The sequence below is a fragment of the Acidovorax sp. NPDC077693 genome (assembly GCF_044542805.1).
Lineage (GTDB): Bacteria > Pseudomonadota > Gammaproteobacteria > Burkholderiales > Burkholderiaceae_C > Acidovorax.
On sequence record NZ_JBITVD010000013.1, the window covers coordinates 79,166 to 103,871 of the forward strand.

The 24,706-nt window shown below is 68.0% G+C and carries 21 protein-coding genes; 10 read left to right on the forward strand and 11 right to left on the reverse strand.

Going from position 1 to position 24,706, the window contains the following annotated elements; all coding sequences use genetic code 11:
- Positions 1-26: 26 nt before the first annotated feature.
- Positions 27-956: an adenylate/guanylate cyclase domain-containing protein gene (locus ACIGHN_RS18910; RefSeq protein ID WP_200912474.1), complete on the reverse strand. Its 930-nt coding sequence runs from the start codon at positions 954-956 to the stop codon at positions 27-29.
- A gap of 286 nt (positions 957-1,242) precedes the next feature.
- Between ACIGHN_RS18910 and ACIGHN_RS18915 the strand changes: the two genes are divergently transcribed.
- Positions 1,243-1,599, forward strand: a complete 357-nt coding sequence (locus ACIGHN_RS18915; RefSeq protein WP_396505561.1) for a hypothetical protein — start codon at positions 1,243-1,245, stop codon at positions 1,597-1,599.
- 35 nt (positions 1,600-1,634) lie between these two features.
- On the opposite strand, the gene ACIGHN_RS18920 is transcribed toward ACIGHN_RS18915, so the two are convergent.
- The 4 genes from ACIGHN_RS18920 to ACIGHN_RS18935 all read right to left on the reverse strand — a co-directional run bounded on the left by ACIGHN_RS18920 (position 1,635) and on the right by ACIGHN_RS18935 (position 5,137).
- Positions 1,635-2,636, reverse strand: coding sequence for an LD-carboxypeptidase (locus tag ACIGHN_RS18920; protein ID WP_396505562.1), 1,002 nt, complete (start codon positions 2,634-2,636; stop codon positions 1,635-1,637).
- A gap of 58 nt (positions 2,637-2,694) precedes the next feature.
- Positions 2,695-4,119 (reverse strand): tRNA adenosine(34) deaminase TadA, encoded by a 1,425-nt coding sequence (gene tadA / locus ACIGHN_RS18925; protein WP_396505563.1) that lies wholly within the window; start codon positions 4,117-4,119, stop codon positions 2,695-2,697.
- A gap of 7 nt (positions 4,120-4,126) precedes the next feature.
- Positions 4,127-4,390 carry a hypothetical protein gene (locus ACIGHN_RS18930; RefSeq protein ID WP_056421240.1) on the reverse strand — a complete coding sequence of 88 codons (264 nt, stop codon included), beginning with the start codon at positions 4,388-4,390 and terminating at the stop codon, positions 4,127-4,129.
- Between the two features lie 105 nt (positions 4,391-4,495).
- A complete protein-coding gene (locus ACIGHN_RS18935; RefSeq protein WP_396505564.1) occupies positions 4,496-5,137 on the reverse strand; it encodes a LysE family translocator in 642 nt (213 codons plus the stop codon).
- Between the two features lie 104 nt (positions 5,138-5,241).
- Between ACIGHN_RS18935 and ACIGHN_RS18940 the strand changes: the two genes are divergently transcribed.
- Positions 5,242-6,291, forward strand: coding sequence for a GlxA family transcriptional regulator (locus ACIGHN_RS18940; protein ID WP_396505565.1), 1,050 nt, complete (start codon positions 5,242-5,244; stop codon positions 6,289-6,291).
- Here the strand turns inward: ACIGHN_RS18940 and ACIGHN_RS18945 are convergent.
- On the reverse strand, positions 6,258-7,373 hold the full coding sequence (locus ACIGHN_RS18945) for a branched-chain amino acid ABC transporter substrate-binding protein (protein WP_396505627.1): 1,116 nt from the start codon (positions 7,371-7,373) through the stop codon (positions 6,258-6,260). The two genes, ACIGHN_RS18940 and ACIGHN_RS18945, sit on opposite strands and share 34 nt — an antisense overlap.
- 267 nt (positions 7,374-7,640) lie before the next feature.
- Here ACIGHN_RS18945 and ACIGHN_RS18950 point away from each other — a divergent pair, with 267 nt between their 5' ends.
- The 3 genes from ACIGHN_RS18950 to ACIGHN_RS18960 all read left to right on the forward strand — a co-directional run bounded on the left by ACIGHN_RS18950 (position 7,641) and on the right by ACIGHN_RS18960 (position 11,770).
- Positions 7,641-9,674, forward strand: coding sequence for a U32 family peptidase (locus tag ACIGHN_RS18950; RefSeq protein WP_396505566.1), 2,034 nt, complete (start codon positions 7,641-7,643; stop codon positions 9,672-9,674).
- A gap of 270 nt (positions 9,675-9,944) precedes the next feature.
- A complete protein-coding gene (locus tag ACIGHN_RS18955; protein WP_056421236.1) occupies positions 9,945-11,228 on the forward strand; it encodes an O-acetylhomoserine aminocarboxypropyltransferase/cysteine synthase family protein in 1,284 nt (427 codons plus the stop codon).
- A 92-nt stretch (positions 11,229-11,320) separates the two neighbouring features.
- Positions 11,321-11,770, forward strand: coding sequence for an energy transducer TonB (locus ACIGHN_RS18960; RefSeq protein ID WP_396505567.1), 450 nt, complete (start codon positions 11,321-11,323; stop codon positions 11,768-11,770).
- A 27-nt stretch (positions 11,771-11,797) separates the two neighbouring features.
- Here ACIGHN_RS18960 and egtB read toward each other — a convergent pair whose 3' ends face one another.
- Together egtB and egtD are read right to left on the reverse strand one after the other, a co-directional pair.
- Positions 11,798-13,063: an ergothioneine biosynthesis protein EgtB gene (egtB, locus tag ACIGHN_RS18965; protein ID WP_396505568.1), complete on the reverse strand. Its 1,266-nt coding sequence runs from the start codon at positions 13,061-13,063 to the stop codon at positions 11,798-11,800.
- A 13-nt stretch (positions 13,064-13,076) separates the two neighbouring features.
- Positions 13,077-13,997, reverse strand: coding sequence for an L-histidine N(alpha)-methyltransferase (gene egtD / locus ACIGHN_RS18970; protein ID WP_396505569.1), 921 nt, complete (start codon positions 13,995-13,997; stop codon positions 13,077-13,079).
- Positions 13,998-14,323: 326 nt separating this feature from the next.
- Here egtD and ACIGHN_RS18975 point away from each other — a divergent pair, with 326 nt between their 5' ends.
- The 3 genes from ACIGHN_RS18975 (at position 14,324) to ACIGHN_RS18985 (ending at position 16,569) form a co-directional block, all read left to right on the forward strand.
- Positions 14,324-14,995, forward strand: coding sequence for an intradiol ring-cleavage dioxygenase (locus tag ACIGHN_RS18975; protein WP_396505570.1), 672 nt, complete (start codon positions 14,324-14,326; stop codon positions 14,993-14,995).
- A 75-nt stretch (positions 14,996-15,070) separates the two neighbouring features.
- Positions 15,071-16,108, forward strand: coding sequence for a metal-dependent hydrolase (locus ACIGHN_RS18980; RefSeq protein WP_396505571.1), 1,038 nt, complete (start codon positions 15,071-15,073; stop codon positions 16,106-16,108).
- A 212-nt stretch (positions 16,109-16,320) separates the two neighbouring features.
- A complete protein-coding gene (locus ACIGHN_RS18985; RefSeq protein WP_056421231.1) occupies positions 16,321-16,569 on the forward strand; it encodes a DUF1272 domain-containing protein in 249 nt (82 codons plus the stop codon).
- Positions 16,570-16,766: 197 nt separating this feature from the next.
- Here ACIGHN_RS18985 and ACIGHN_RS18990 read toward each other — a convergent pair whose 3' ends face one another.
- Positions 16,767-17,357, reverse strand: a complete 591-nt coding sequence (locus ACIGHN_RS18990) for an OmpW family protein (RefSeq protein ID WP_396505572.1) — start codon at positions 17,355-17,357, stop codon at positions 16,767-16,769.
- Between the two features lie 179 nt (positions 17,358-17,536).
- The gene (locus tag ACIGHN_RS18995; protein ID WP_056421229.1) at positions 17,537-18,526 is read right to left on the reverse strand and encodes a DUF808 domain-containing protein; all 990 of its coding nucleotides are present in this window, start codon (positions 18,524-18,526) and stop codon (positions 17,537-17,539) included.
- Positions 18,527-18,853: 327 nt separating this feature from the next.
- Between ACIGHN_RS18995 and ACIGHN_RS19000 the strand changes: the two genes are divergently transcribed.
- Entirely contained in the window at positions 18,854-19,540 is a 687-nt protein-coding gene (locus ACIGHN_RS19000) for a class I SAM-dependent methyltransferase (protein ID WP_396505573.1), read from the forward strand.
- 175 nt (positions 19,541-19,715) lie between these two features.
- On the opposite strand, the gene purL is transcribed toward ACIGHN_RS19000, so the two are convergent.
- A complete protein-coding gene (gene purL / locus ACIGHN_RS19005; protein WP_396505574.1) occupies positions 19,716-23,723 on the reverse strand; it encodes a phosphoribosylformylglycinamidine synthase in 4,008 nt (1,335 codons plus the stop codon).
- Positions 23,724-23,870: 147 nt separating this feature from the next.
- On the opposite strand from purL, the gene map reads away from it, so the two are divergent.
- On the forward strand, positions 23,871-24,686 hold the full coding sequence (gene map / locus ACIGHN_RS19010) for a type I methionyl aminopeptidase (RefSeq protein ID WP_056168032.1): 816 nt from the start codon (positions 23,871-23,873) through the stop codon (positions 24,684-24,686).
- Positions 24,687-24,706: the final 20 nt, after the last annotated feature.

Sequence of the window (24,706 nt, forward strand, 5' to 3'; positions counted from 1 at the left end):
CGCATGCCAAAAGGGGGGCCCGGCCGTCAGCCCAGGTGGACGTTCGCACCTGCGACCTGGAAGTTCATGACCGGTGCGCTGGGCTCGTTGAACGACACGCCCAGCGCAATCTGCCCGGTGCCGTGCAGGATGCAGGCATCGCGGCGCAGCCGCACCGGCGCGTCGCTGCCGTCAAAGCGCACCCAGGTGCCGAAGCTGCTCATGTCGGTCAGCAGGAACCCGCTGTTGCGCCAGTCGATGCGGGCATGCAGGCGCGACACGCGGGGGTCGTTGATGCACAGCTGGGCGTGGTTGGCGCGCCCCACATGCACCGGTGCGTCCGACGAGCTGAAGGACATGTCCACCCCATGCCACGAGAACTGGATCTGTCCCAGGATGGAATCGGCGGGCGCGAAGCTGCTGACCAGGGCGGCCTGCATGGTGAGCGAGTCGGGCGCTTCGTCCTCGCGCCATTCGACCTGGTAGAGCATGAGCGATTCGGCCTTGCCGCGGATCTCCATCATGCCGAGCTTGCGGTACCAGACGTCGGGCGCGGCACCTGCGAGCAGCACCGTGGTCTCGGTGGCCCAGATCTCGGCCGGGCCGGCACGCTCGCACAGGCGGGACGCGACGTTGACGGCGTCGCCATAGCAGTCGCCATCCACGTCGATCACTTCGCCGCTGGCCACGCCCACCCGGATGTCCATGCGCAGGGGCTGGGGCCAGCGTCCTAGCCGCAGCTTGTGCTGGCGCAGCATGGTGGCCATGGCGGACACGCCGCCGGCCGCATCGCCGAACACGCCCAGCACGCCATCACCCAGCGTCTTGACCACCCGCCCGCCGTGGGTCTCGATGGTGCCGCTGATCCACTGCGTGACCTGCGTCACCGCCTCGGCAGCCCGCTCGTTGCCCAAAGCTTCGTACAGCGCCGCACTGCCCGATATGTCCGCGAAGACCATCGTTGAGAGCACACTCATGAACGCTGGCCTATTAGTAACATCATGTGAATCAGTTTAGACCAAGCTCCCTGGCGGCGCACACACAAAACCGTCAAGAATCGTTGCGCCAGGCGGCCAGGCTTCGTACCGGGCAGGTTTGCCGGCCCGCCAGCAGGACGGCGACCCGAACTGCGTAAAAGTTGGCAACAAATCCGCTTGATTTGTTGTCTTTCTGCAAAAACAGGAGCAACACCCTTGCGCCGATGCGAGCTCCCGCTTAATTTGGCCGGCCCTGTTACAAAAACCCTGCCTCACTTTCCCCACCATGCGCTGGAACAAGCCCAATGTCCGCAACAACCTGCACGACCTGCTCGGCCGTGACAAGCCGTCGTCCACGGCGTGGGTGCGCGACCAGGGCCTGGAGGACGTGCGCCGGGCCATGCTGCAAAGCCTGATGGGCACGACCGGGTGCGAAGTCGCCCGGATGAGCATGCGCCTGCGCTATGCCGCGGACATCGAGGCGCTGTGGTACCTGCGCATCGATCTGTTCAAGACCCTGCTGCTGCTGCGCGGCGACGTCAGCGCGCAGCGGACCATCGACGAGCTCACCCTGCTGTTCCAGGGCCAGCTGCCGCGCTCGCCGCGCCCGCCGCAGGCACCCCATCTGCCCCCGATGCACTGAGCGCCGCGCTGGCACCCAGCCCACCATGGGCAGCGTCAGCTCTGGTGCCCCCAGTAGATGAGCGCGTCGCGCTCTTCCACCGACAACGACACCGTGGCGCCCACGGGCAGCAAGACCTTGGTCTCTACATGGCCGAACGGCAGGTTGGTCAGCACCGGCGCCTTGATCTGCGTGCGCAGCCAGTCCACCACCGACTGCAGCTTGTAGCCCTTGTCGTGGGGCGCGAGCTTGAAGTTGGTGAACTGCCCCAGCACCACGGCCTTTTGCTGGGCCAGCACCCCGGCGTGCAGCAACTGGGTGAGCATGCGCTCGATGCGGTAGGGGTGCTCGTGCACGTCTTCAATGAACAGCACGCCGCCCTTGATGGCCGGCAGGTACGGCGTGCCCACCAGCGAGGCCAGCACGGCCAGGTTGCCGCCCCACAGCGTGGCGCTTTTCACGTACACGTTGGGCACTGCGGGCTTGCCGGTGGTGGCGTTGGGCTTTTCGTTGTTCATGCGCCAGCCCGTGCCTTCGCCGTGGCCGGTGAGCAGGTCGTCGAAACAGGCTTCCATGATGTCGTCCGGCTCGCCCGCCACGCCGAAGTCGGCGCCCAGCGACGGGCCCGCCCACGAGGTAGCGCCTGTCTTGGCCAGCAGCGCCATCTGGAACGCCGTGAAGTCGCTGACGCCCACGAAGCGCATGCCGCCCGCGATGGCCTTGGCCACCGCCTTGTAGCGAATGCCCGGCAGGATGCGCGACAGGCCATAGCCGCCGCGCGAGATCAGCGCCACATCGGCGCCGCTGGCCGCCGCGCGGTGGATGGCGGCCAGGCGCGTGTCGTCGTCGCCCGCAAAGCGGGTGTGCGTGGCCAGCGCGTCCACGTCCACCTCCACCTCGTGGCCCAGGGCCTTCAGGCGGGCGATGCCGCGCTTGAACGCGGCCTTGTCGCGCACCGCGCTGGAGGGCGAGTAGATGTAGATGTGCTGGGGGCCGTGGTCGTGGCTGCACTCGGAATGGTCGTGATCGTGGTGGTGATCGTGTGCGTGGTCGTGCAAAGCGCTCAGGCCGTGAAGGGGCCTGCTCCGTCAAAAAGAGGGGTCGTGCGGGGCCAGGTCAGCCGGCAGAGCGGCCGGCCCCGGGAAACGAGAAGTATTCCACAGCCTGCCGGGCGATCGCGCCGCCCTGCTCCTGCACGAAGTGCCCGGCGTCTGGCAGCACCGTCGGCGCGGGGCAGCCGCGAATGTGGCGGTGCAGCCCGTGCATGGTGGCGGGTCCCAGCACCGGGTCCCGCGCGCCGATGACCATGAAGCTCTGGCCCTGCCACTGGTGCTGCCAGAAGTCACGCGCCTGGCGAGACAGCGCCGCACCGGGCGCATCGGTCCGGTCCGGCACGCGCTCGGGGAACGCGCGCAGCGCGGCGCGATAGCCCTTGTCCGGAAACGGCGCGTCGTACGCCGCGCATTCGGCGGCGGTCAGGTGCGGGTTGCCGCGTGCGAGCAGGCGCCCCACGCCGTACAGCGGCTTGTCGCGGCACATAGCGCGCCAGTCGACAAACCCGTCAGGCAGCGGCGCATCGCCCGTGGCCAGCACCGTGTTCATCACCAGCAGGCCCGCAAAACGGTCCGGGCAGGCCATGGGCAAGGTCAGCCCCAGGATGCCGCCCCAGTCCTGCACCACCAGCACCACGTTGCACAGGTCAAGCCTCTCGACCAGCTCCAGCAGCACCTGGCGGTGCCACTCGAACTGGTGCACGGCCTCTTTCTTGGGCTTGTCGCTCTTGCCGAAGCCGATCAGGTCGGGCGCCACCACGCGGTCGCCCGCGGCCACAAACACCGGCAGCATGTGCCGGTACAGGTAGCTCCAGGCCGGATTGCCGTGCAGGCACAGCCAGGTGCGGGGCGCATCCGCCGGGCCTTCGTCCACGTAGTGCATGCGCAGGCCCGCCAGGGTAGGCAGGTCGCTGACGTACCGGGGTGCCCACGGGTAGCCCGGCAGATCGGCAAAGGCGGCATCGGGCGTGCGCAGCGCATCGTCGCGCAAAGGGTGGCGGGCCCGTGCATCGGCGCGCTGCTGGTTGCGCCGGGCGCCGAAGAAGCCGGTGAGCAGCGCGCTGCATTCGGCCGCCAACACCCCGCCGTGCACGCCGGTCTGGTGGTTGATGGCGGTGTGCGCAAACAGGTCCAGCACCGAGCCTGCCGCGCCGGTGCGGGGCTCGGTGGCGCCGTACACCACGCGCGCCAGGCGCGCATGCAGCATGGCACCGCTGCACATGGCGCAGGGCTCCAGCGTGACGTACAGCGTGCAGCCGTCGAGCCGGTAGTTGCCCAGGCGCTGCGCCGCAGCGCGCAGCGCCACGATCTCGGCATGGGCCGTGGGGTCGTGGGACTGCACGGGGGCATTGCGGCCGGTGGCGATCACCTGGCCGTCCTTGACGACCACGGCGCCCACGGGCACCTCGCCCGCGGCCACAGCGGCCCGCGCCTCGGCCAGCGCCAGGCGCATGCCGTCTTCGTCGCTCGACACCACTGCCACTGTCATGTCCGCATCACTTGTCGGCTTCAGGGAGGCTCTGGGCGCGCTGCTTCATGATGTCGTCGAGCTGCTGCTGGACTTGCTGCTGCACCTGCTGGCTTTGCTCGCGCACATTGCCCGTGGGGTTGATCACGGGCACCGATGCGCCCACGCCCGGGCCAGGCGCCTGCTGCACCGCCGCCGCTGGCGCGCGCGTGGCCGACAGCTGCTTCCTGGCCACGATGCCAACGATGGCCAGCACCACGACCAGCCCCACCAAACCGAACAATCCCCGCATGCCTGTGCTCCCTGTGCTGTGCAGGACTGCACTGTAAACCGGGACGGCCCGCTCCTTGCGCGCAGTGCGTGCGCCTGTGGGCCTCTCGGTACGGTTCAGCGCATGTCAGTGTGTCAGGGGCAGCGCCGCGCCCATCAGCCCGAAGAGCCCGCCGCAGGCACGGTTGAACTTTTTGCCGGTGCGCTGCAGCCAGGGGCGGATGCGGTGCGCGAGGCTCGCCAGGCCGAATTCGACCAGGCACTCGACCACCGCGAAGGTGCCCGCCATCACCACGAACTGCAGCCACAGGTCGCGCCCTGGCGCTATGAACTGCGGCAAGAAGGCGCCGTAGAACAGCAGCACCTTGGGGTTGGAAATGGCGGCCAGCAGGCCCTGGCGCCACAGCCTGGCGCCGGTGGCAGAGCGGGTGCCCGCGGCCGGGTCCATGGCCTCCGCCGCGGGCAGGACCTCCTGCAGTTGCATCGCCGGTGCCCGCCACAGCTGGATGCCCAGCCACACCAGGTAGGCACCACCCACCCACTTCATCGCCGTGAGCGCGTGGGCCGACGACTGCAGCAGCGCGCCGATGCCCAGCATGGACAGCCCGATCAGGCCCACGAACCCCACCGCCCCACCCGCGATGGTCCACAGCGTGCGCACGCGCCCGTGCAGCGCGCCATGGGCCAGCACCAGCAGGCTGTTGGGCCCCGGGGTCAACGACAGCCCGACGACCGCCAACAGGTAGACGAGCCAGATCTTCAAGTCCATCGCCGCACCATTCCATTCCTCTGAAACATGTGCGCAGTCTAGGTGGCGGTGGCCACTGCGGCGAATCCAATCTGGCTATTATCAATACTGAATTGGACACCACCATGCTGCCCGCCGACGCCAGCCCCCTTCCCCGCCCCGACGTGCGCCTGCTGCTGATGCCGCTGCCCGACTTCGCGCTGCTGCCCTTCGGCGCGTTTCTGGACAAGCTGCGCTTTTCGGCCGACGACGAGGACCGCAGCCGCCAGCGCTATTGCGCCTGGACGCTGATGGGCATCGACGGCGCGCCCGTGGTGTCCAGCAGCGGTGTGCAGGTGTCGGTGGACACCGCGGCCGACGCGGTGGACCTGGCGGCCTACGACTACCTGGTGGTGTTTGGCAGCCGCACGGTCCAAGCGTCGCTCGCGCATGTGCACACCCATGGGGCGGTGCTGCGCCGGGCCGCCGCGCGGGGCGTGCCGCTCGTGGCCATCGACAACGCCAGCTTTCTGCTGGCCGGGGCAGGTTTGCTCACAGGCCGCCGGGTGGCGCTGCACTGGCGCCATGTGGCCGAGTTTCGCCATGCCTTTCCGCGCATCGCGGTGGCCAGCGAGCAGATCTATTGCTTTGACCGCGACCGCATCACCTGTGCGGGCGGCACGGCGGCCATCGACATGGCGGCGGAACTGCTGTCACGCCACTGCGGCCGGGAGCGCGCCTTCAAGGGACTGGCCGACATGCTGGTGGACGGGCCCCGCCACCAGGGGCATGCTTTGCAATCGATGGAAGGCGGCGGGCCGGACCTGGGCCGCCACGTGGCGCGCGCGGTGGCGCTGATGCGCAGCTCCATGGCCGACGGCCTGACCGTGGCCGGGATCGCCGAGCGCATCGGCATCGGCCGCCGGCAGCTGGACCGGCTGTTCACGGAGCGTTTCGGCCACAGCGCGCACGACCACTGGACCACGATGCGCATGGAGCATGCCCACTGGCGCGTGACCCATTCGCACCACAGCCTCTCGGCCATCGCCGACGAGGTGGGTTTGGGCAACGCGAGCAGCCTGGCGCGCCTGTTCCGCCGCCACTACGGCACCAGCCCCGGCGCAGTGCGCGCTGGAGCGGGCAGGGAACTGATGCCGAAGGATCAGTTCAGCGCTACGCGGTTGCCGTCCTTGTAGGTGTACAGCGTCACGGCAGGCGTGGTCAGCTCGCCCTTGGCGGTGAAAGCGATGTTGGCGGTCACGCCCTTGTACTCGGTCTTGCCGATGAAGGGGATGTACACCTTGGGGTCCACCGAATTGGCGCGCTTCATCGCGTCGGCCAGCACCATCGCGGCGTCATAGGCGTAGGGGCTGTAGATCTGGAACTGGCCAGGGAACTTGGCGTCGTAGCGCTTCTTCCAGTCGGCGCCACCCTGCATCTTGTCGACGGACGCGCCGCCCGTGGCGCAGGTCACGTTCTTGAGCGCGGGGCTCTTGCCCGACAGCTCGGGCAGCTTTTCGGTGCACAGCGCGTCGCCGCCGAAGAACTTGACCTGCCCCAAGCCCAGTTGCTCCATCTGGCGCAGCATGGGGCCGGCCTGCGCATCCAGGCCGCCGTAGAAGATCGCGTCGGGCTTCTTGTTCTTGATGGAGGTGAGGATGGCCATGAAGTCGGTGGACTTGTCATTGGTGAACTCCTCGCCCACCACCTTCAGGCCCTTTTGCAGCGCCGTGGCCTTGAACACCGAGGCCACGCCCTGGCCGTACGCGGTGCGGTCGTCGATGATGGCCACGCTCTTGAGCTTCAAGTGGTCGGCCGAAAAGATCGCCAGCGCTGCGCCCAGCGCGCTGTCATTGGCGATCAGGCGGTAGGTGGTCTTGTAGCCGGGCTTGGTCAGGTCCGGGTTGGTGGCGGCCGCCGTGATGTGCGGCACGCCGCACTTGTCGTAGATGGCGGCTGCAGGGATGGAGGTGCCCGACTGCAGGTGGCCCACCACGCCCGCCACCTTCTGGTCGCACAGCTTTTGCGCCACGGCGGTGGCCTGGCGCGGGTCGCCCGCGTCGTCTTCGGCCGCCAGCTCGAACTTGATCTTCTTGCCGCCGATGACCAGGTTCTGCGCGTTCAGGTCGTCGATGGCCAGGCGCACGCCGTTTTCGGTGTCCTTGCCGATGTGGGCGATGCCGCCCGACACGGGGCCTGCGTGGGCGATCTTGACGGTCTGGACGTCCTGGGCGAAAGCCGCCTGGGCAGCGGCAGCGCAGACTGCGGCGATGGTCAGTGGCACGAAGAGGCGGGAAGCACGGCGAAACACGTTGGAAGTCTCCGGATACAGATCAGTGGCAAAGGGTCTGGCCCAACGCCATGCACCACCTTGGGGCACAGCGCGGCCCCGCATCCTAGCCACCTGAGCCCCTGTTGACGCGTAAATGCTATGTAAACATAGCAACTTGGCGGGTCATTAAGCGGGCTAATAGTGGCAATACCGCACTCGGACCTGCGCATCCGGATGCCCCACACCGCTGCATGGCTGGGATAATCACGCCCCATGTCCCTCCTGCCCCACCAGCTTGAACTGCTCTCGCCCGCGCGAGACGCCGACATCGGCATCGAAGCCGTCAACCACGGCGCCGACGCCGTCTACATCGGCGGCCCCGCCTTCGGCGCACGGGCCGGTGCGGGCAACGACATCCGGGACATCGAGCGCTTGGTCCAGCACGCGCACCGGTTCAACAGCCGCATCTTCATCACCCTGAACACCATCCTGCGCGACGACGAACTCGAAGCCGCGCGCCGCATGGCCTGGCAGGTGTACGAGGCCGGCGCCGATGCGCTCATCATCCAGGACATGGCCCTGCTCGCAATGGACGACATGCCGCCCATCCAGCTGCACGCCAGCACCCAGACGGACATCCGCACGCCCGAGAAGGCGCGCTTCCTGCAGGACGCGGGCCTGTCGCAGATCGTGCTGGCGCGCGAGCTCACGGTGCAGCAGATCGCCGCAGTGCACAAGGCGCTGGGGCCGGTGGATGCACCGGGGCGCGCCAACATCGAGTTCTTCATCCACGGCGCGCTCTGCGTGGCCTACAGCGGCCAGTGCAACATCAGCCATGCGCAGACCGGCCGCAGCGCCAACCGGGGCGACTGCAGCCAGGCCTGCCGCCTGCCCTACCAGGTGACCGACGCGCAAGGCCGCTTCATCGCGCACGACAAGCACGTGCTCTCCATGAAGGACAACAACCAGAGCGACAACCTGCGCGCGCTCATCGACGCCGGGGTGCGCAGCTTCAAGATCGAGGGGCGCTACAAGGACATGGGCTACGTGAAGAACATCACCGCCCACTACCGCACGCTGATCGACGAGATCCTGCAAGAGCGCGAGAGTGCCGGCCGGCCGCTGTCGCGCTCTTCCAGCGGCGCCACCGCCTTCACCTTCACGCCCGACCCGCTGCAGAACTTCAACCGCGAGTTCACCGACTACTTCGTGACCGGCCGCAAGGAAGACATCGGCGCATTCGACACCCCCAAGAACCCGGGCCAGGCCATCGGCTGGGTGACCAAGGTGGGTCCGGACTTCGTCGAGCTGGAGGTGAGCGACCCCGCCACCGTGCTGCACAACGGCGACGGCCTGTGCTACTACGACCTGCACAAGGAGCTGGTGGGCATGGCCATCAACGTGGCCGAGCCCGTGTCCGCGCGCAGCGTGGGCCAGTGGCGGGTGTACCCCAAGGACCCCATGGACGGCTTCAAGGATCTGCGCAAGGGCACCGAAGTCAACCGCAACCGCGACATGGACTGGGTGCGCACGCTGGAGAAAAAGTCCAGCGACCGCCGCATCGGCCTGTGGGCGCACCTGAGCGAAACGCCGGCCGGCTTCAGCCTGATGCTGACCGACGAAGACGGCAACGTGGGCTGCGCCGATGTAGAGCAGCCCCACCAGAGCGCCACGGACCCCGCCAAAGCCGAAGCCAGCCTGCGCGAGCAACTGGGCCGCTTCGGCGCCACCATCTTCGCGGTGCACGACATCGCGCTGCAGCTGTCCGAGCCCTGGTTCGTGCCCGCCTCCGTGCTCAACGCGCTGCGCCGCGATGCGCTGGCCGACCTGGAAGACTGCCGCGCGCGCAACTTTGCGCGCCTGCAGCGCGCTGTGCCGGTCGATCCACCCGTGCCCTACCCCGAAGACACGCTCTCGTTCCTGGGCAACGTGTTCAACCAGAAGGCGCACGACTTTTACGTGCGCCACGGCGTGAAGGTGATCGATGCGGCCTACGAGGCGCACGAGGAGGAAGGCGAAGTCAGCCTGATGATCACCAAGCACTGCGTGCGCTTTTCGATGAGCCTGTGCCCCAAGCAGGCCAAGGGCGTGACGGGCGTGCAGGGCACCATCAAGGCCGAGCCGCTGATGCTGATCAACGGCAAGGAAAAACTCACCCTGCGCTTTGACTGCAAGCCGTGCGAGATGCACGTGGTGGGCAAGATGAAGAAGTCGGTACTCAACCAGCACGCCAAGGAGACCGAGGCGCTGGCGGTGCCGTTGCAGTTCTACCGCGCGCGGCCCACAGGCAATTCGCTATCAAAATAGTAGCTACTGGCGCTTGTCCATCAAGCGGTGAAGGCACTTTTCATTCAATAGTCGCAGGCCGTAACGCGCCTGCGGTCAGCCTGTGTTCAGCCTGCATCGAGCCTGAATGCAGCTTGAATACAGCCTGCGCCGAGCGCATAAGCTCATAGCCAACGATTCGACCCATGCGCACCGTCCCGGTGCAAGAATGGCCGCTGCCGCCTGCGCACACACCGTGCCGCAGGCGCCCGTGTCAGCGTTTTCATTCCATCCAACGGGAGAACCCTCCGCATGAAGATCGAAACCCTTGCCGTCCACGCAGGCTACTCGCCCGACCCCACCACCAAGGCCGTGGCCGTGCCCATCTACCAGACGGTGGCCTACGCCTTCGACAGCGCGCAGCACGGCGCGGACCTGTTCGATCTGAAGGTGCCGGGCAACATCTACACCCGCATCATGAACCCGACGACCGACGTGCTGGAAAAGCGCGTCGCGGCGCTCGAAGGCGGCATCGCGGCGCTGGCCGTGGCCTCGGGCATGGCGGCCATCACCTACGCGATCCAGACCATTGCCGAGGCGGGCGACAACATCGTGTCGGCCAGCACGCTCTACGGCGGCACTTACAACCTGTTTGCGCACACGCTGCCCCAGCAGGGCATCACCACGCGCTTTGCCGACCCGCGCGACCCGGCCAGCTTTGCGCAGCACATCGACGCACGCACCAAGGCGATCTTCATCGAGTCCATCGGCAACCCGCTGGGCAACGTGACCGACATCCGCGCGCTGGCCGATGTGGCCCATGCGCACGGCATTCCGCTGATCGTGGACAACACGGTGCCCAGCCCCTACCTGCTGCGCCCCATCGAGCATGGCGCCGACATCGTGGTGCACTCGCTCACCAAGTACCTGGGCGGCCACGGCAACAGCGTGGGCGGCGCCATCGTGGACAGCGGCAAGTTCCCATGGGCCGAACACAAGGCGCGCTTTCCGCGCCTGAACGAGCCCGACGTGAGCTACCACGGCGTGGTCTACACCGAGGCGCTGGGCCCCGCCGCCTTCATCGGCCGCGCGCGCGTGGTGCCGCTGCGCAATACCGGCGCGGCGCTGGCACCGCTCAATGCCTTCTTGATCCTGCAAGGCATCGAGACCCTGGCCCTGCGCATGGACCGCATCTGCGACAACACGCTGGCGCTGGCGAAGTACCTGCAAAGCCACCCCAAGGTGGAATGGGTGCGCTACGCCGGCCTGCCGGACCACCCGGACCACGCACTGGTGCAACGGCAGTCGGGCGGCAAGGCGTCGGGCATCCTGAGCTTCGGGCTCAAGAGCGCCGACGCCGACCCGCGGGCGGCCGGTGCGCGCTTCCTGGATGCGCTGCAGCTCTTTACGCGCCTGGTGAACATCGGCGACGCGAAATCGCTGGCCACGCACCCCGCATCGACCACCCACCGCCAGCTCAACCCCGAAGAGCTGGCCAAGGCGGGTGTGAGCGAGAGCATGGTGCGGCTGTCGGTGGGCATCGAGCACATCGACGACCTGCAGGCAGACCTGGTGCAGGCACTCGACGCCGTCTGACCGTTCGACCGTTCGACCGCAGCCGACGCCAGTTGCGGGATACTGGCGGGATGGCCCCGCAGATCGCGGGGCGCCCTGCCCCTCTCATCGCCATGTTCCGCCTATTTTCTCTTGCACCGCTCACCCTCGGCCTGCTGACTCTGGCCGGCTGCAGTTCCTCACTGTTCACGCCGCCGCGCGGCGCGGATGTCACCGAGTCCCACGTCTCCAGTTTCCGCCAGCGCGAGGACGAACAACTGCTGCGGCAGCAGGTGTCGCCACCGCTCGACACGCCCTTGACGCTGCTGGAGGCGCCGCTGCCGCGCTACCCGTCTTTCCTGCTGAATGACACCTCGCCCCAAGCGCGCGGCGCTGTGACGGTATCGTTCGAGATCATGCCCAGCGGGCTGGTCGGCACCGTGCGCGTAGTGTCGAAAACGGGCGAAGATGCCCTGCACAAACCGGCGATCGATGCGGTGCGCCGCTGGAAGTTTGCGCCGCTGGTGCGCAACGGCGAGCCCGCCCGGCTGGTGCTGCAGCACACCTTCCGCATGGAACCCTGAGCGGGCCAGATGCCCCGGTAAAGCGACTCAAGCGTCACGCGCCAAGCGCAGTCCCGTGTACTGCCAGCGCGCCGTGGCCGGGAAGAAGTTGCGGTAGGTGCTGCGCGCATGCCCGGCAGGCGTGGCGCACGAGCTGCCGCGCAGCACGTACTGGTTGACCATGAACTTGCCGTTGTACTCGCCCACCGCGCCGTCGGCGGTGCGAAAGCCCGGGTAGGCGGCGTAGCTCGACTGCGTCCATTGCCAGGCGCTGCCGAAGAGTTGTTCCAGCGCTTGGCCGTCGTGGCCTCCGTGGCCGTGATCGCCGTGCCCGTCAGCCACCGCGGCTTGCGCCGCATGCTCCCACTCGGCTTCGGTCGGCAGGCGTGCGCCCACCCAGCGGGCGTAGGCATCGGCTTCGTAGTACGACAGGTGCACCACAGGCAGGTCGCCCCGCAGCGGCTGCAGTCCTGCCAACGTGAACGCATGCCAGACGCCGCTGCCCAGTTGCTGCCAGTACAGGGGGTGGTCAAGCCCCTGGGCCACGCGCCAATCCCAGCCTTCGGCGAGCCAGTGGGCGGGGTTGTCGTAGCCGCCGCCTTCCACAAAGGCCAGCCATTCCGCGTTGGTCACCAGCCGCGAGGCCAGCGCATAGGGCGCCAGATAGGTGCGGTGGCGCGGGCATTCGTTGTCGAACGCAAAACCGTCGCTCCGGTGGCCGATGTCCACCAGTCCGCCGTCCAGCGTCAGCCACCCGAAGGGCTCGATGGCGGGCACCAGGGCCAGGTCGCCCGCCGAATCTGAAGTTGTGCCGTACGCCGGCCACGTAGAGTTGCACGACAGCAGGTGCTTGACGTCCGTCACCAGGAGCTCCTGGTGCTGCTGCTCGTGCTGCAGGCCCAACTCGATCAGCGCGCACAGCGCCGCGTGGTTCAAAACGGTGGGCAACAGGCGCGCCATGCGCTGGTCCACGTTGGCACGGTAGGCCCGCACGGCATCGAGCGACGGGCGGGTCAGCAGCCCGCGCTGCGCACGCGGGTGCTTGGCGCCCACGCCGTTGTAGTAGGAATTGAACAGCACGCGAAACGCGGGGTCGAAGGGCGTAAAGCCCGGCTCGTTCGGCTCCAGCACGAAGGTTTCGAAAAACCAGGTGGTGTGCGCCAGGTGCCATTTGGCCGGGCTGGCGTCGGGCATGGACTGCGCGCCGCAGTCCTCGGCCGACAGGGGCGCGACCAGGGCCACGCTGTGGTCTCTTACGGCGGCATAGCGCGAGAGCAGCGCGGTCAACGGGGGGCACACATCCATGTTGGTCATAGTCCATCCATCCTCAGGGGCGCGCGTGCAGCACGGCAAACCAGCCGCGGTCATCCGTCCACGCCTGGGCCTGCGAGAACCCCGCGCGCGCCAGCATGTCGGTGAACACGGGCAGGGGGTATTTGTAGCTGTTTTCGGTGTGGATGCGTTCACCCTGGTCAAACCGGCGGCCACCACCAGGCCAGCGTACCTCGGCGTCGGCCACGGCCTCCAGGTGCATTTCGATGCGGGACTCTTCCTGGTTGAAGAACGCGCGGTGCTGCCACTGCTGCACGTCGAAGTCGCTGCCGATCAGCCGGTTCACATGCGTGAGCACGTTGCGGTTGAACGCCGCCGTCACGCCCGCAGCGTCGTCGTAGGCGGCTTCCAGCACCTGCACGTCCTTGGGCAGGTCGATGCCGATCAAGAGGCCGCCGTCGTCGTCGACCAGCTCCCGCATGTGGGCCAGCAGCTCCAGGGCGTGCGGCGGGTCGAAGTTGCCGATGGACGAGCCCGGATAGAACACCAGCCGCCCCTTGCGCGGAATGTCTGCGGGCAGCACCACGCCCTGGGTCATGTCGCCGCCCACGGCGCGCGCATCCAGCCCGGGGAAGTCGTCGCGCAGGCCCTGCACCGCGGCCTGCAGGAAGTCGGCCGAAATATCCACCCCCACGAAGCAGGCGGGCTGCACCAGGCGGCACAGCGTGCGCGCCTTCTGGCAATTGCCCGCACCCAGCTCGATCAGCGTACGGCCCGGGCCCACAGCACGCCCAATGCTGTCTGCGTGCTGCTGCATGAGCGAGGTTTCGGTGCGGGTGGGGTAGTACTCGGGCAGGCGGGTGATCTCCTCGAACAGCTCTGAGCCGTGCTGGTCGTAGAAGTACTTGGGGGAGATGCTGGCGGGGCGCTGGTTCAGGCCGCGCGTGATGTCGTCGGTGGGGCTGGGCAAAGGCATGGATCTTGAAGCGTCTGGCGCGGCATGGCTTGCCACTGCTGGTAATAGAGCGGAATCGCCGTGGAGCCCACAGGCTCCGAGCTGGCCATCCCGCCCGCAGGCTGGACCGTGGAAGGCAATATAACCCCACGGCCATCGGGACATTCTGCGGCGGCGGGATGATGCGGTGTGTAGGTCATTTCCCCGTTGCCTGCGGCGCACAGGCCGCCTACACCGGCCGGCGCGGCACGGCTGCGGCACTTTTTGCGCGCCGGGTGGCTCCTACCGCCGTGCGTCCGACACGGAGCCGATCACCCACCCGCAGCCGCCCCAGGCAGGAGCCCGCCATGCCCGACAACATTGCCAACGCCCACCTTCCGCCACGGCACACCGCCCCCACACGCCGCCAGTGGCTGCAGCAGGGCCTGCGGGGTGCTGCGCTGGTTGCCGCACCGGCGCTGCTGGTGCAGCCGGCGGCAGCCCAGGCCCGCGCCATGCCCACACCGCGCCAGACCGAGGGGCCCTACTACCCTATGGACATCCCGGCGGACAGCGACGGCGACCTGCTGCGCAACGGGATGCTGCGCTACACCCAGGGCGAGGCCGTCTGGGTGGAAGGCCGGGTCACCGACACACAGGGCGTGCCGCTGTCGGGCGGCACGGTCGAGATCTGGCAGTGCGATGCCGACGGCCACTACCACCACCCGGGGGACGGCGGCAAGGCGGCACCGGCCTTCCAGGGCTTTGGCCGCGTGGTGCTGGGGCGCGACGGACAGTACCGGTTTCGCACCATCCGGCCGGCGCCGTACACCGGCCGAACCCCGCACATCCACTTCAAGGTGCGGCTGCCGGGGCGCGAGTTGCTGACCACGCAGATGTATGTGGCCGGCGACTCCGGCAATGCGCGCGACTACCTCTGGAGCCGGCTGAGCGAAAAGGACCGTACGGCGCTCACGGTCCGCTTCGCCCCCTCGGCCGACGGCGTGCGGGGAGAATTCCCGATCGTCGTGCAGACCTGATAGGGTCGCAAGGGCAACGGCACCAGCCTGCGCCCCCGTCCATCCACCTGCCCCGCACCCGCACCACACGCCCGCATGGATTCCGTCACCCAAATCGTTCTGGGCTCCTCCGTTGCCATCGCCACCCTGGGCCGCCGCACCGCCGTGTGGAAGGCGGCGCTGTGGGGCGGCATTGCCGGCACGCTGCCGGACCTGGATGCCTTCGTCAACCACGGCGATGCCATCCTGAACATGGTGCTGCACCGCGCAGAAAGCCATGCCCTGTTCTACCTGACCGTGCTGTCGGTGCCGATGGCGTGGCTGGTATCGCGCCTGCACCGCGAAGCGGACCGGTTCACGCGCTGGTGGCTGGCCCTGTGGCTCGCCCTCATCACCCACCCGCTGCTGGACTGGATGACGGTGTACGGCACCCAGCTGCTGCGGCCCTTCACCGACACGCCGTATGCCGTGGGCAGCGTCTTCATCATCGACCCGCTGTACACCCTGCCGCTGCTGCTGGGCGTGCTGCTGGCGCTGGCGATGCGCCAGGGGCGCGGCATAGCCTGGGCACGCGCCGCGCTGGTGGTGAGCACGGCGTACCTGGCCTGGGGCGTGGCCGCACAGCAGATCGCCACCCGCCAGATGCTGGCGTCCGCGCCGGTGCCGCACCTCACGCCGGAGCAGCTGCTGGTCACTCCGGCCCCCTTCAACACCGTGCTGTGGCGCGCCGTGGCCGTCACACCCACGCACTACTACGAGGGCTACTACTCGCTGCTGGACGGCGACCGCCCCGTGCGGTGGACCACCCACTTGCGGGGCGCCGATCTGTATGCACGCTACCGTGACCACCCCCTGGTGGACCGCGTGGCCCGGTTCAGCCACGGCTTCTTCAAGATGAGCGAAGCGGCCGGGGGCGACGTCTTCATCACCGACCTGCGCATGGGCAACGAGCCCACGTACAGCTTTCACTTCAACCTGGGCACGCCCGCAGAGATGGCCGCCGGCCAGCGCGCCGCCACGCTGCAGATGCAGCGCCCCGACTTGGCCACCGCCCTGCCCTGGCTGTGGAAGCGCATGTGGGGTGCCGATGTGGTGCTGGCAGCGCCAGCGCCGCCGCAAGGCCGCACGCCGTAGCTGCGTTGCTGCGTTGCTGCGTTGCTGCGTTGCTGCGTTGCTGCGGTGTGGAGCCACTGACAAAGGATAGAGCCGCGCGCCGGCGCGCCGGCCCAGTGGGCTGTACTGCGTGTGCGCGCCCCACCGGCACCTTGCCCTGCAGCGACGGCTTGGCATACGCTTGGCAACGCCAGTGCCCCCATCTTCCTCTTCACAACCACCCAAGGACACCCATGCTCGAGCTGCGCCCCAACTGCGAATGCTGCAACAAAGATTTGCCGCCCGACTCCACCGACGCCCGCATCTGCACCTTCGAATGCACGTTCTGCAGTGACTGCGCGAGCACACGGCTTGACCACATCTGCCCCAACTGCGGCGGCGACCTGGTGCAACGCCCGCGCAGGCCCGCGTCCAAGCTGGCCAAGTACCCGGCATCCACCGAACGCGTGCTCAAGCCGGTGGGCTGCGGACTGCTGGCATGACACTCGCGCGTTCGTGACGCTGGTGGAGATAGCCAGATCGGAACGCACGGTTTGCTGATCAAGGCAGGCAAGCCCGCTGTCTCCCGCCGCGCCGAATCCATAGCGGCGCTGCCCAGGCCAGCACCACCGTGGATCCGGCTTTGCCGGTCCGCAGGAGGCACTGCCACGCAGGCGCGCAGCGCCTCAGGGGGAGCCCTCTAGAACCTCCAGCCCAGGCCCACGCCCACCAGCACGGGGTCTGCCTTGAAGGTGCCCAGCTTGGCGCCGCCCGCCGACACATCGGTCTTGATGAACACCTTCTTCACGTCGAAGTTCAGATACAGGTTCTTGGCCAGCGGAATGTCCACACCCACCTGCAGCGCGGGGCCGAAGCTGTTGCGGTCGATGTCCACGCCCGCCGGCAAGCGCACGCCGGAGAAGCGCGTGTAGTTCACGCCCGCGCCCACATAGGGCTTGAAGCCGGGCGCGGTGAAGTGGTACTGCACCAGCAGCGTAGGCGGCAGGTGCTTGAGCGAGCCGATGGCGGTGCCACCGGCGCTGAGCGTGTGTTTCTGCGGCACGGTCAGGATCAGCTCGGCCGCGATGTTCGGGTTGAAGAAGTAGGTGACGTCGACTTCAGGAATCGTCTTGTCGTTGATGGCAAGGCCCAGGGGCGTGCTGTCCTTGTTGGCGCTGTCCAGGTGCACGGCACGGGCACGCACCATCCACGGCCCTTCGGCCTGTTGCGCCATGGCAGCGCCAGAGGACAGGACACACAGGGCAACGACAGCCAGCAGGTTCTTTTTCATGTTCAGTTCACATCGGTTGGACGGGGACGACCCCCGTGCATGCATTGAACTGCTGCGGCCGCCCACCGGCCTTGCCCTATCTCAAGGCCCGCTCACCCGCCGTTAGACATACATCAAGAAAGAACAAAGGCCTGCACCTGCAAGCCTTGCCACACTGCCAGGGGCTGCCCTGCTCGCACTCAATGCGCAGCCGACTTGCCCCGCACGCGCTTGACCAGCGTCACCGCGGCCAGCACCAGCCCCCCGGCGATGATGCCGACCACCGCGTTCAGCAGGTTGGGCACCAGCACGGCCCACAGGCCGCCCACCGGCCACTGCGCCGCTGCCGCGCCCGTGCCATCGACGGCATGGTGCAGCGCAGGCACGCCGTGCACCAGGATGCCACCGCCCACGAGGAACATGGCCGCCGTGCCCGCGATGGACAGGCCCTTCATCAGCCACGGCGCGGCGCGCAAAATGCCGTTGCCCACGGCCTGCGCCGCGCTGCTGGCCTTGCGGCTGAGCCACAGGCCCAGGTCGTCGAGCTTGACGATGCCGGCCACCAGCCCGTACACCCCGATGGTCATGATGACGGCGATGCCGGACAGCACGGCCACCTGCTGCGAGAACGGCGCGTTCGCCACGGTGCCCAGCGTGATGGCGATGATTTCTGCCGACAGGATGAAGTCGGTGCGCACCGCGCCCTTGACCTTGTCCTTCTCGAAAGCCACCAGGTCGACCGCCGGGTTGGCATTGGCCTGGGCGTGGCTCTCGCGTTCGGCCGCGTCTTCATGGGGTGCGTGCAGCAGCTTGTGCGCCACTTTCTCGAAACCCTCGAAGCACAGGAAGGCGCCGCCCACCATCAAGAGCGGCGTCACCGCCCAGGGCGCAAAGGCGCTGATCAGCAGTGCGGCGGGCACCAGGATGACCTTGTTGATCATCGACCCCTTGGCCACTGCCCAGACCACGGGGATCTCGCGCTCGGCACGCACGCCGGTGACCTGCTGGGCGTTGAGCGCCAGGTCATCCCCCAGCACACCGGCCGTCTTCTGCGCGGCCACCTTGGTCATGACCGACACGTCGTCGGCCATGGCCGCGCTCTTCTTGGCTGCGACCTTGGTCATCAGTGCCACATCGTCGAGGATGGTGGCGATATCGTCGAGCAGGGCCAGCAAGCTGCCAGAAGCCATGGGGAATCCTTGAAGAAAATGGTTGTGGGTGGGGCTGTCCGGCGGATCGCGCGGCACCACGGTGGCCGCATGCGCGGCCCCGGGCACGGGTGTGCGGCCCCACCGCTGTGGGCTGCACTATAGCAACGCGGTGCAGGCCATCGCGATGTTGCAGGGCTGGCAGGGCTGGCGGACATGGGCAGGCGCCTGCACGCGCAAAGCCCGCCCGGCAAAGCGGCGGGGGGCTGTGCTGCCAGGCACTTCGCGGCAAGGCGCATACTCGCGGCTTCACCCACCACCTCTGGGGGTCCCTGCAAGCCCGTGCTTGGACGGGCTTCGCACCCCGCCATGCCAGGCTATCTCACCAAGCAGGAGGACATCGCCATCGCCGGCGCTGCCGACCTGGTCATCCGTTCACTGCTGGACAAGCAGCAATTCAGCGACCCCGAGGGCGCCGCCGAGGCCCTGGGCATCTCATCGGCCGCCTGGCCGCTGTTCGGCCTGCTGTGGCCTTCGGGCGCGCAGCTGGCGCAACGCATGGCCACCCGGCCTCTGCGGGCCGGAGAGCGCGTGCTGGAGATCGGCTGCGGCCTGGGCCTGGCCAGCCTGGTGTGCCACCGCCGCGGGGTGGACGTCACCGCCAGCGACTGCCATCCGATGGCCCAGCAGTTCCTGCAGGAGAACACGCGCCTGAATGGCCTGCCGCCCCTGCAGTACCGCACCGGCCAATGGGGTTCGGACGCGCCCGCCCCGGCCGGTGCCGTGCAGGGCCGCTTCGACCTGATCATGGGCAGCGACGTGCTGTACGAGCGCGATGCGCGCGCATCGCTTGCGGCCTTTCTGGACCGCCATGCCGGCAACGGCGCCCAGATCTGGATCGTGGACCCCAACCGGGGCAACCGATCCACCTTCCACAAGCAGATGGCCGTGCACCGGTTCGAAGTGGTCGAAGAGCGGCTGGACCACCCTGCGCTGGATACCGCGCCCGCCTACAAGGGGCGGCTGCTGATGTACCAGCGTCCGGTGGTGGACTGAAGACGGCTGAAGCTACCCGCAGGCCGCTTCTAGCGGCGCGATGCTGTGGGCCCGGACTCTGCCCGATCAGCAGGCCAAGGGCCCGGCGTCAAGTCAGGTGAACCAGGCTCCTGCCGGCTGGAATGCACCAGCCAGCGTCGCCAGCACCCGCCAGGCCTGAGCCCTCACCCAGCCCTTATCCCACCCACTTGCGCGCATTGCGCCAGATGCGCATCCAGGGGCTCAGTTCGCTGCGGTCGCCGCTGGTCCAGCTCATCTGCACGTTGCGGAACACGCGCTCGGGGTGCGGCATGATGGCCGTGAAGCGGCCGTCCTGCGTGGTCACGCCGGTCAGGCCGCCGGTGCTGCCGTTCGGGTTGAACGGGTACTGCTCGGTGGCGGCGCCGTGGTTGTCCACGAAGCGCATCGCGGCCACTGCCTGCGCCGCGTTGCCGCGGAACTTGAAGTTGGCATAGCCCTCGCCATGCGCCACGGCAATCGGCAGGCGGCTGCCCGCCATGCCGGCAAAGAACAGGCTGGGCGACTCCAGCACTTCCACCATCGACAGGCGGGCCTCGAAGCGCTCGCTTTGGTTGGTGGTGAAGCGCGGCCAGTCCTGCGCACCAGGGATGATGTCGGCCAGCTCCGCAAACATCTGGCAGCCGTTGCACACGCCCAGGCCGAAGGTGTCCGTGCGGCCGAAGAAGCCCTGGAACTGCTCGGACAGCACCGGGTTGAAGGTGATCGAGCGCGCCCAGCCGATGCCGGCGCCCAGCGTGTCGCCGTAGCTGAAGCCGCCGCAGGCGACCACGCCCTTGAAGTCTTCGAGCTTGACGCGGCCTGTCTGCAGGTCGGTCATGTGCACGTCGTAGGCCTCGAAGCCCGCCTCGGTGAAGGTGTAGGCCATCTCGATGTGCGAGTTCACGCCCTGCTCGCGCAGGATGGCCACCCGGGGTTTGGCCAGGTTCAGGAACGGCGCCGCCACGTTGTCGGCCGCGTCGAACGTGAGGTGCACGTGCATGCCGGGGTCGGTGGCCTCGCCCGCGGTGGCGTGCTCGGCATCGGCGTTGGCGGGGTTGTCGCGCTGCTGGCAGATCTTCCAGCTCACGGCGTCCCACACCTGGTGCAGGTCGGTGAGCTTGGCGCTGAACACGGCCTTGGCGTCACGCCAGACCTGCAACTCACCCTTGCCGGCGTCGATGCTCGACGACTGCGGACGCGTCTTGCCCACGAAGTGGCTGAATCTGGACAGGCCGTGCTCGCGCAGCACCTGCATCACATCGTTGCGCTCTGCGGTGCGCACCTGCAGCACCACGCCCAGCTCTTCGTTGAACAGGGCCTTGAGCGTGAGTTCCTCGCGGCGTGCGCTGACCTGCTGCGCCCAGTTCTTGGCGTCGCCGGTTTCCATGCGGCTGTCGCTGATGCCGTCGCCTTCGGTGACCAGCAGGTCCACGTTGAGCGACACGCCCACATGGCCGGCAAAGGCCATTTCGGCCGCGGCCGCAAGCAGGCCGCCGTCGCTGCGGTCGTGGTAGGCCAGGATGCGGCCCTGGGCGCGCAGCGCGTTCACGGCGTTGACGGTGTTGACCAGGTCCTTCGGGTCGTCCAGATCGGGTACCACGTCGCCGCTTTGCTCCAGCGTCTGGCCCAGGATGCTGCCGCCCATGCGGTTCTGGCCCTTGCCCAGATCGATGAGCACCAGGGTGGTGTCGTCTTCCTGCGCATCGAGCTGGGGCGTGAGCGTGCCGCGCACATCGGACAGCGACGCGAACGCGCTCACGATCAGGCTGACGGGGGAGGTGACCTTTTTCTTGTCATTGCCGTCAGACCATTGCGTGCGCATGGACAGCGAATCCTTGCCCACTGGGATGCTGATGCCCAGGGCGGGGCACAGTTCCATGCCCACGGCCTTCACGGTTTCGTACAGCGCAGCGTCTTCGCCGGGCTCGCCACACGCGGCCATCCAGTTGGCCGACAGCTTCACGCGCGGCAGCTCGATGGGCGCGGCCAGCAGGTTGGTGATGGCCTCGGCCACCGCCATGCGGCCCGATGCGGGTGCGTTGATGGCGGCCAGCGGCGTGCGCTCGCCCATGCTCATCGCTTCGCCGGCAAAGCCCTTGTAATCGGCCAGCGTCACCGCGCAGTCCGCCACCGGAACTTGCCAGGGGCCGACCATCTGATCGCGGTGCGACAGGCCGCCCACCGTGCGGTCGCCGATGGTGATGAGAAAGCGCTTGGACGCCACCGTGGGATGGGCCAGCACGTCGATCACGGCCTTTTGCAGCGGCACGCCGGTCAGGTCCATGGGCGCGAACTGGCGCTGCACGGTGGCCACGTCGCGGTGCATCTTGGGCGGCTTGCCCAGCAGCACGTCCATGGGCATGTCCACCGGCAGCTTCTGGTCGCCCGCCACCACGGCGGTGTCTTCCAGCACCAGCTGGCGCTCTTCGGTGGCCGTGCCGATCACGGCGAAGGGGCAGCGCTCGCGCTCGCAGAACGCCTTGAACAGCGGCAGCGACTCGGGCGCGATGGCCAGCACGTAGCGCTCCTGGCTTTCGTTGCTCCAGATTTCCTTGGGCGCCATGCCCGATTCTTCGAGCGGCACGGCACGCAGGTCGAAGCGCGCACCACGGCCGGCGTCGTTGGTCAGCTCAGGAAAAGCGTTGGACAGGCCGCCCGCGCCCACGTCGTGGATGGCGAGGATGGGGTTGGCAGCGCCTTGCGCCCAGCAGTGGTTGATGACCTCCTGCGCGCGGCGCTCGATCTCGGGGTTGCCGCGCTGCACGGAGTCGAAGTCGAGCTCGGCCGCATTGGTGCCGCTGGCCATGGAGCTGGCAGCGCTGCCGCCCATGCCGATGCGCATGCCGGGGCCACCCAGCTGGATGAGCAGCGAGCCGGCGGGGAATTCGATTTTCTTCGTGAGGCCTGCGTCGATCACGCCCACGCCGCCGGCGATCATGATGGGCTTGTGGTAGCCGCGCTGCACGCCGCCGACTTCCTGCTCGTACTCGCGGAAGTAGCCTGCCAGGTTGGGGCGGCCGAATTCGTTGTTGAACGCCGCGCCGCCCAGGGGCCCTTCGACCATGATCTGCAGCGGGCTGGCGATGTGCTCGGGCTTGCCCACGGTGCTGCCCCAGAGCTTGGACACGGTGAAGCCCGTGAGGCCGGCCTTGGGCTTGGAGCCCCGGCCGGTGGCGCCTTCGTCGCGGATCTCGCCGCCCGCGCCCGTCGATGCGCCCGGGAAGGGCGAGATGGCGGTGGGGTGGTTGTGGGTTTCCACCTTCATCAGCACGTGCTGGGTGGCGCTACTCTTTTGATAGCTGGTAGCGCCCGCTGAATCAGCGGTAGAGGCCATTTTGGCCACAAACCGCTCGACCTCGCCGCCTTCCATGACCGAGGCGTTGTCCGAATACGCGATCACCGTGTGCTGGGGCGCCAGCTGGTGGGTGTTGCGGATCATGCCGAACAGCGATTTTTCCTGCGCCACGCCGTCGATGGTGAACTGGGCGTTGAAGATCTTGTGGCGGCAGTGCTCGCTGTTGGCCTGCGCGAACATCATCAGCTCCACGTCGGTGGGGTTGCGCGCGAGGCCGGTGAAGGCGTTGACCAGGTAGTCGATCTCGTCCTCGGCCAAGGCCAGGCCGAAACGGGTGTTGGCGGCCTCCAGCGCACCGCGGCCACCGCCGAGCACGTTGACATGCTCCATGGCGGCGGGCTGCAGCTCGGTGAACAGCGCTGCGGCGGCGGCGCGGTCGGCCACCACGGACTCGGTCATGCGGTCGTGCAGCAGGGCCGCCACCTCGGCCAGTTGCTCGGCGGTCAGCTCGGGCGTGCGGCCCAGCAGGCCGGACTTGAGGCTGATGCGGTATTCGGTGATGCGCTCCACGCGGCGGATGGCGATGCCGCAGTTGCGCGCGATATCGGTGGCCTTGGAGGCCCAAGGCGACAGCGTGCCCAGGCGCGGCGTGACGACGATGGCAGCGCCGTCTTCGGGCCCGGCGTAGGGGTCGCCGTAGGTGAGCAGGGCCGACAGGCGCTCTTGCTCGGCAGGGGTGGGGGCCGCATCCGTGGCGACCAGGTGCACGAAGCGCGCTGCAATGCCGTCGATTTTGGGGTGGATGGCTTGCAGGGCCGGTTGGAGTTGCTGGGCGCGGAAGGTGCTGAGGGCGTTGCCGCCCGCCAGCGTGGTCATGTGCAAGGTCACTGTAGCGGCCTGTTGGGTGTGAGGGTACGTGGTGGCGCTGACGCGAAGCCCCCGGCCGGTGGGCGGGAGCCAAGTGGTCAGCCCGGTATTTTACCGGGCTCACCGGGCGCCGCTGCAGCCGGCGGGGTGCGATGGGATAATTGCGGCATGAGCATCACCATCAAAAGCGCCGCGGACATCGAAGGCATGCGCCTGGCGTGCCGCCTGGCCTCCGAAGTGCTGGACTACATCGCCCCGCACATCAAACCCGGCATCACCACCAAAGAGATCGACCGCCTGGGCGCCGAATGCATGGCGCAGCAAGGCACCATCTCAGCCACCGTGGGCTACCAGCCCCCCGGCTACCCGCCCTACCCGGCCTCGCTGTGCACCTCGGTCAACCACGTGGTGTGCCACGGCATCCCCAACGACAAGCCTTTGAAGAAGGGCGACATCGTCAACGTGGACGTGACCGTGATCACCAAGGACGGCTGGTACGGCGACAACAGCCGCATGTACATCATCGGCGAAGGCTCCATCGCGGCCAAGCGCCTGTGTGCCATCACCTTCGACGCCATGTGGCACGGCATCGTGCAGGTCAAGCCGGGTGCCCACCTGGGCGACATCGGCCACGCCATCCAGAAGTTCGCCGAGGCGCAGGGTTTCTCGATCGTGCGCGAGTTCTGCGGCCACGGCATCGGGCAGAAGTTCCACGAAGAGCCCCAGGTGCTGCACTACGGCCGTCCCGGCACGCTGGACGAGCTGGTGCCCGGCATGGTCTTCACCATCGAGCCCATGATCAACGCCGGCCGCCGCGAGGTGAAGGAATTCGGCAACGACGGCTGGACCATCGTGACCAAGGACCACAGCCTGTCCGCCCAGTGGGAGCACACGGTGCTGGTCACCGAAACGGGGTACGAAGTGATGACGCTGTCGGCCGGCTCACCGCCGCTGCCGTCCTTCGTGACCGCGACCAGGACCTGACCCCACGCCGGCCCCTGCCC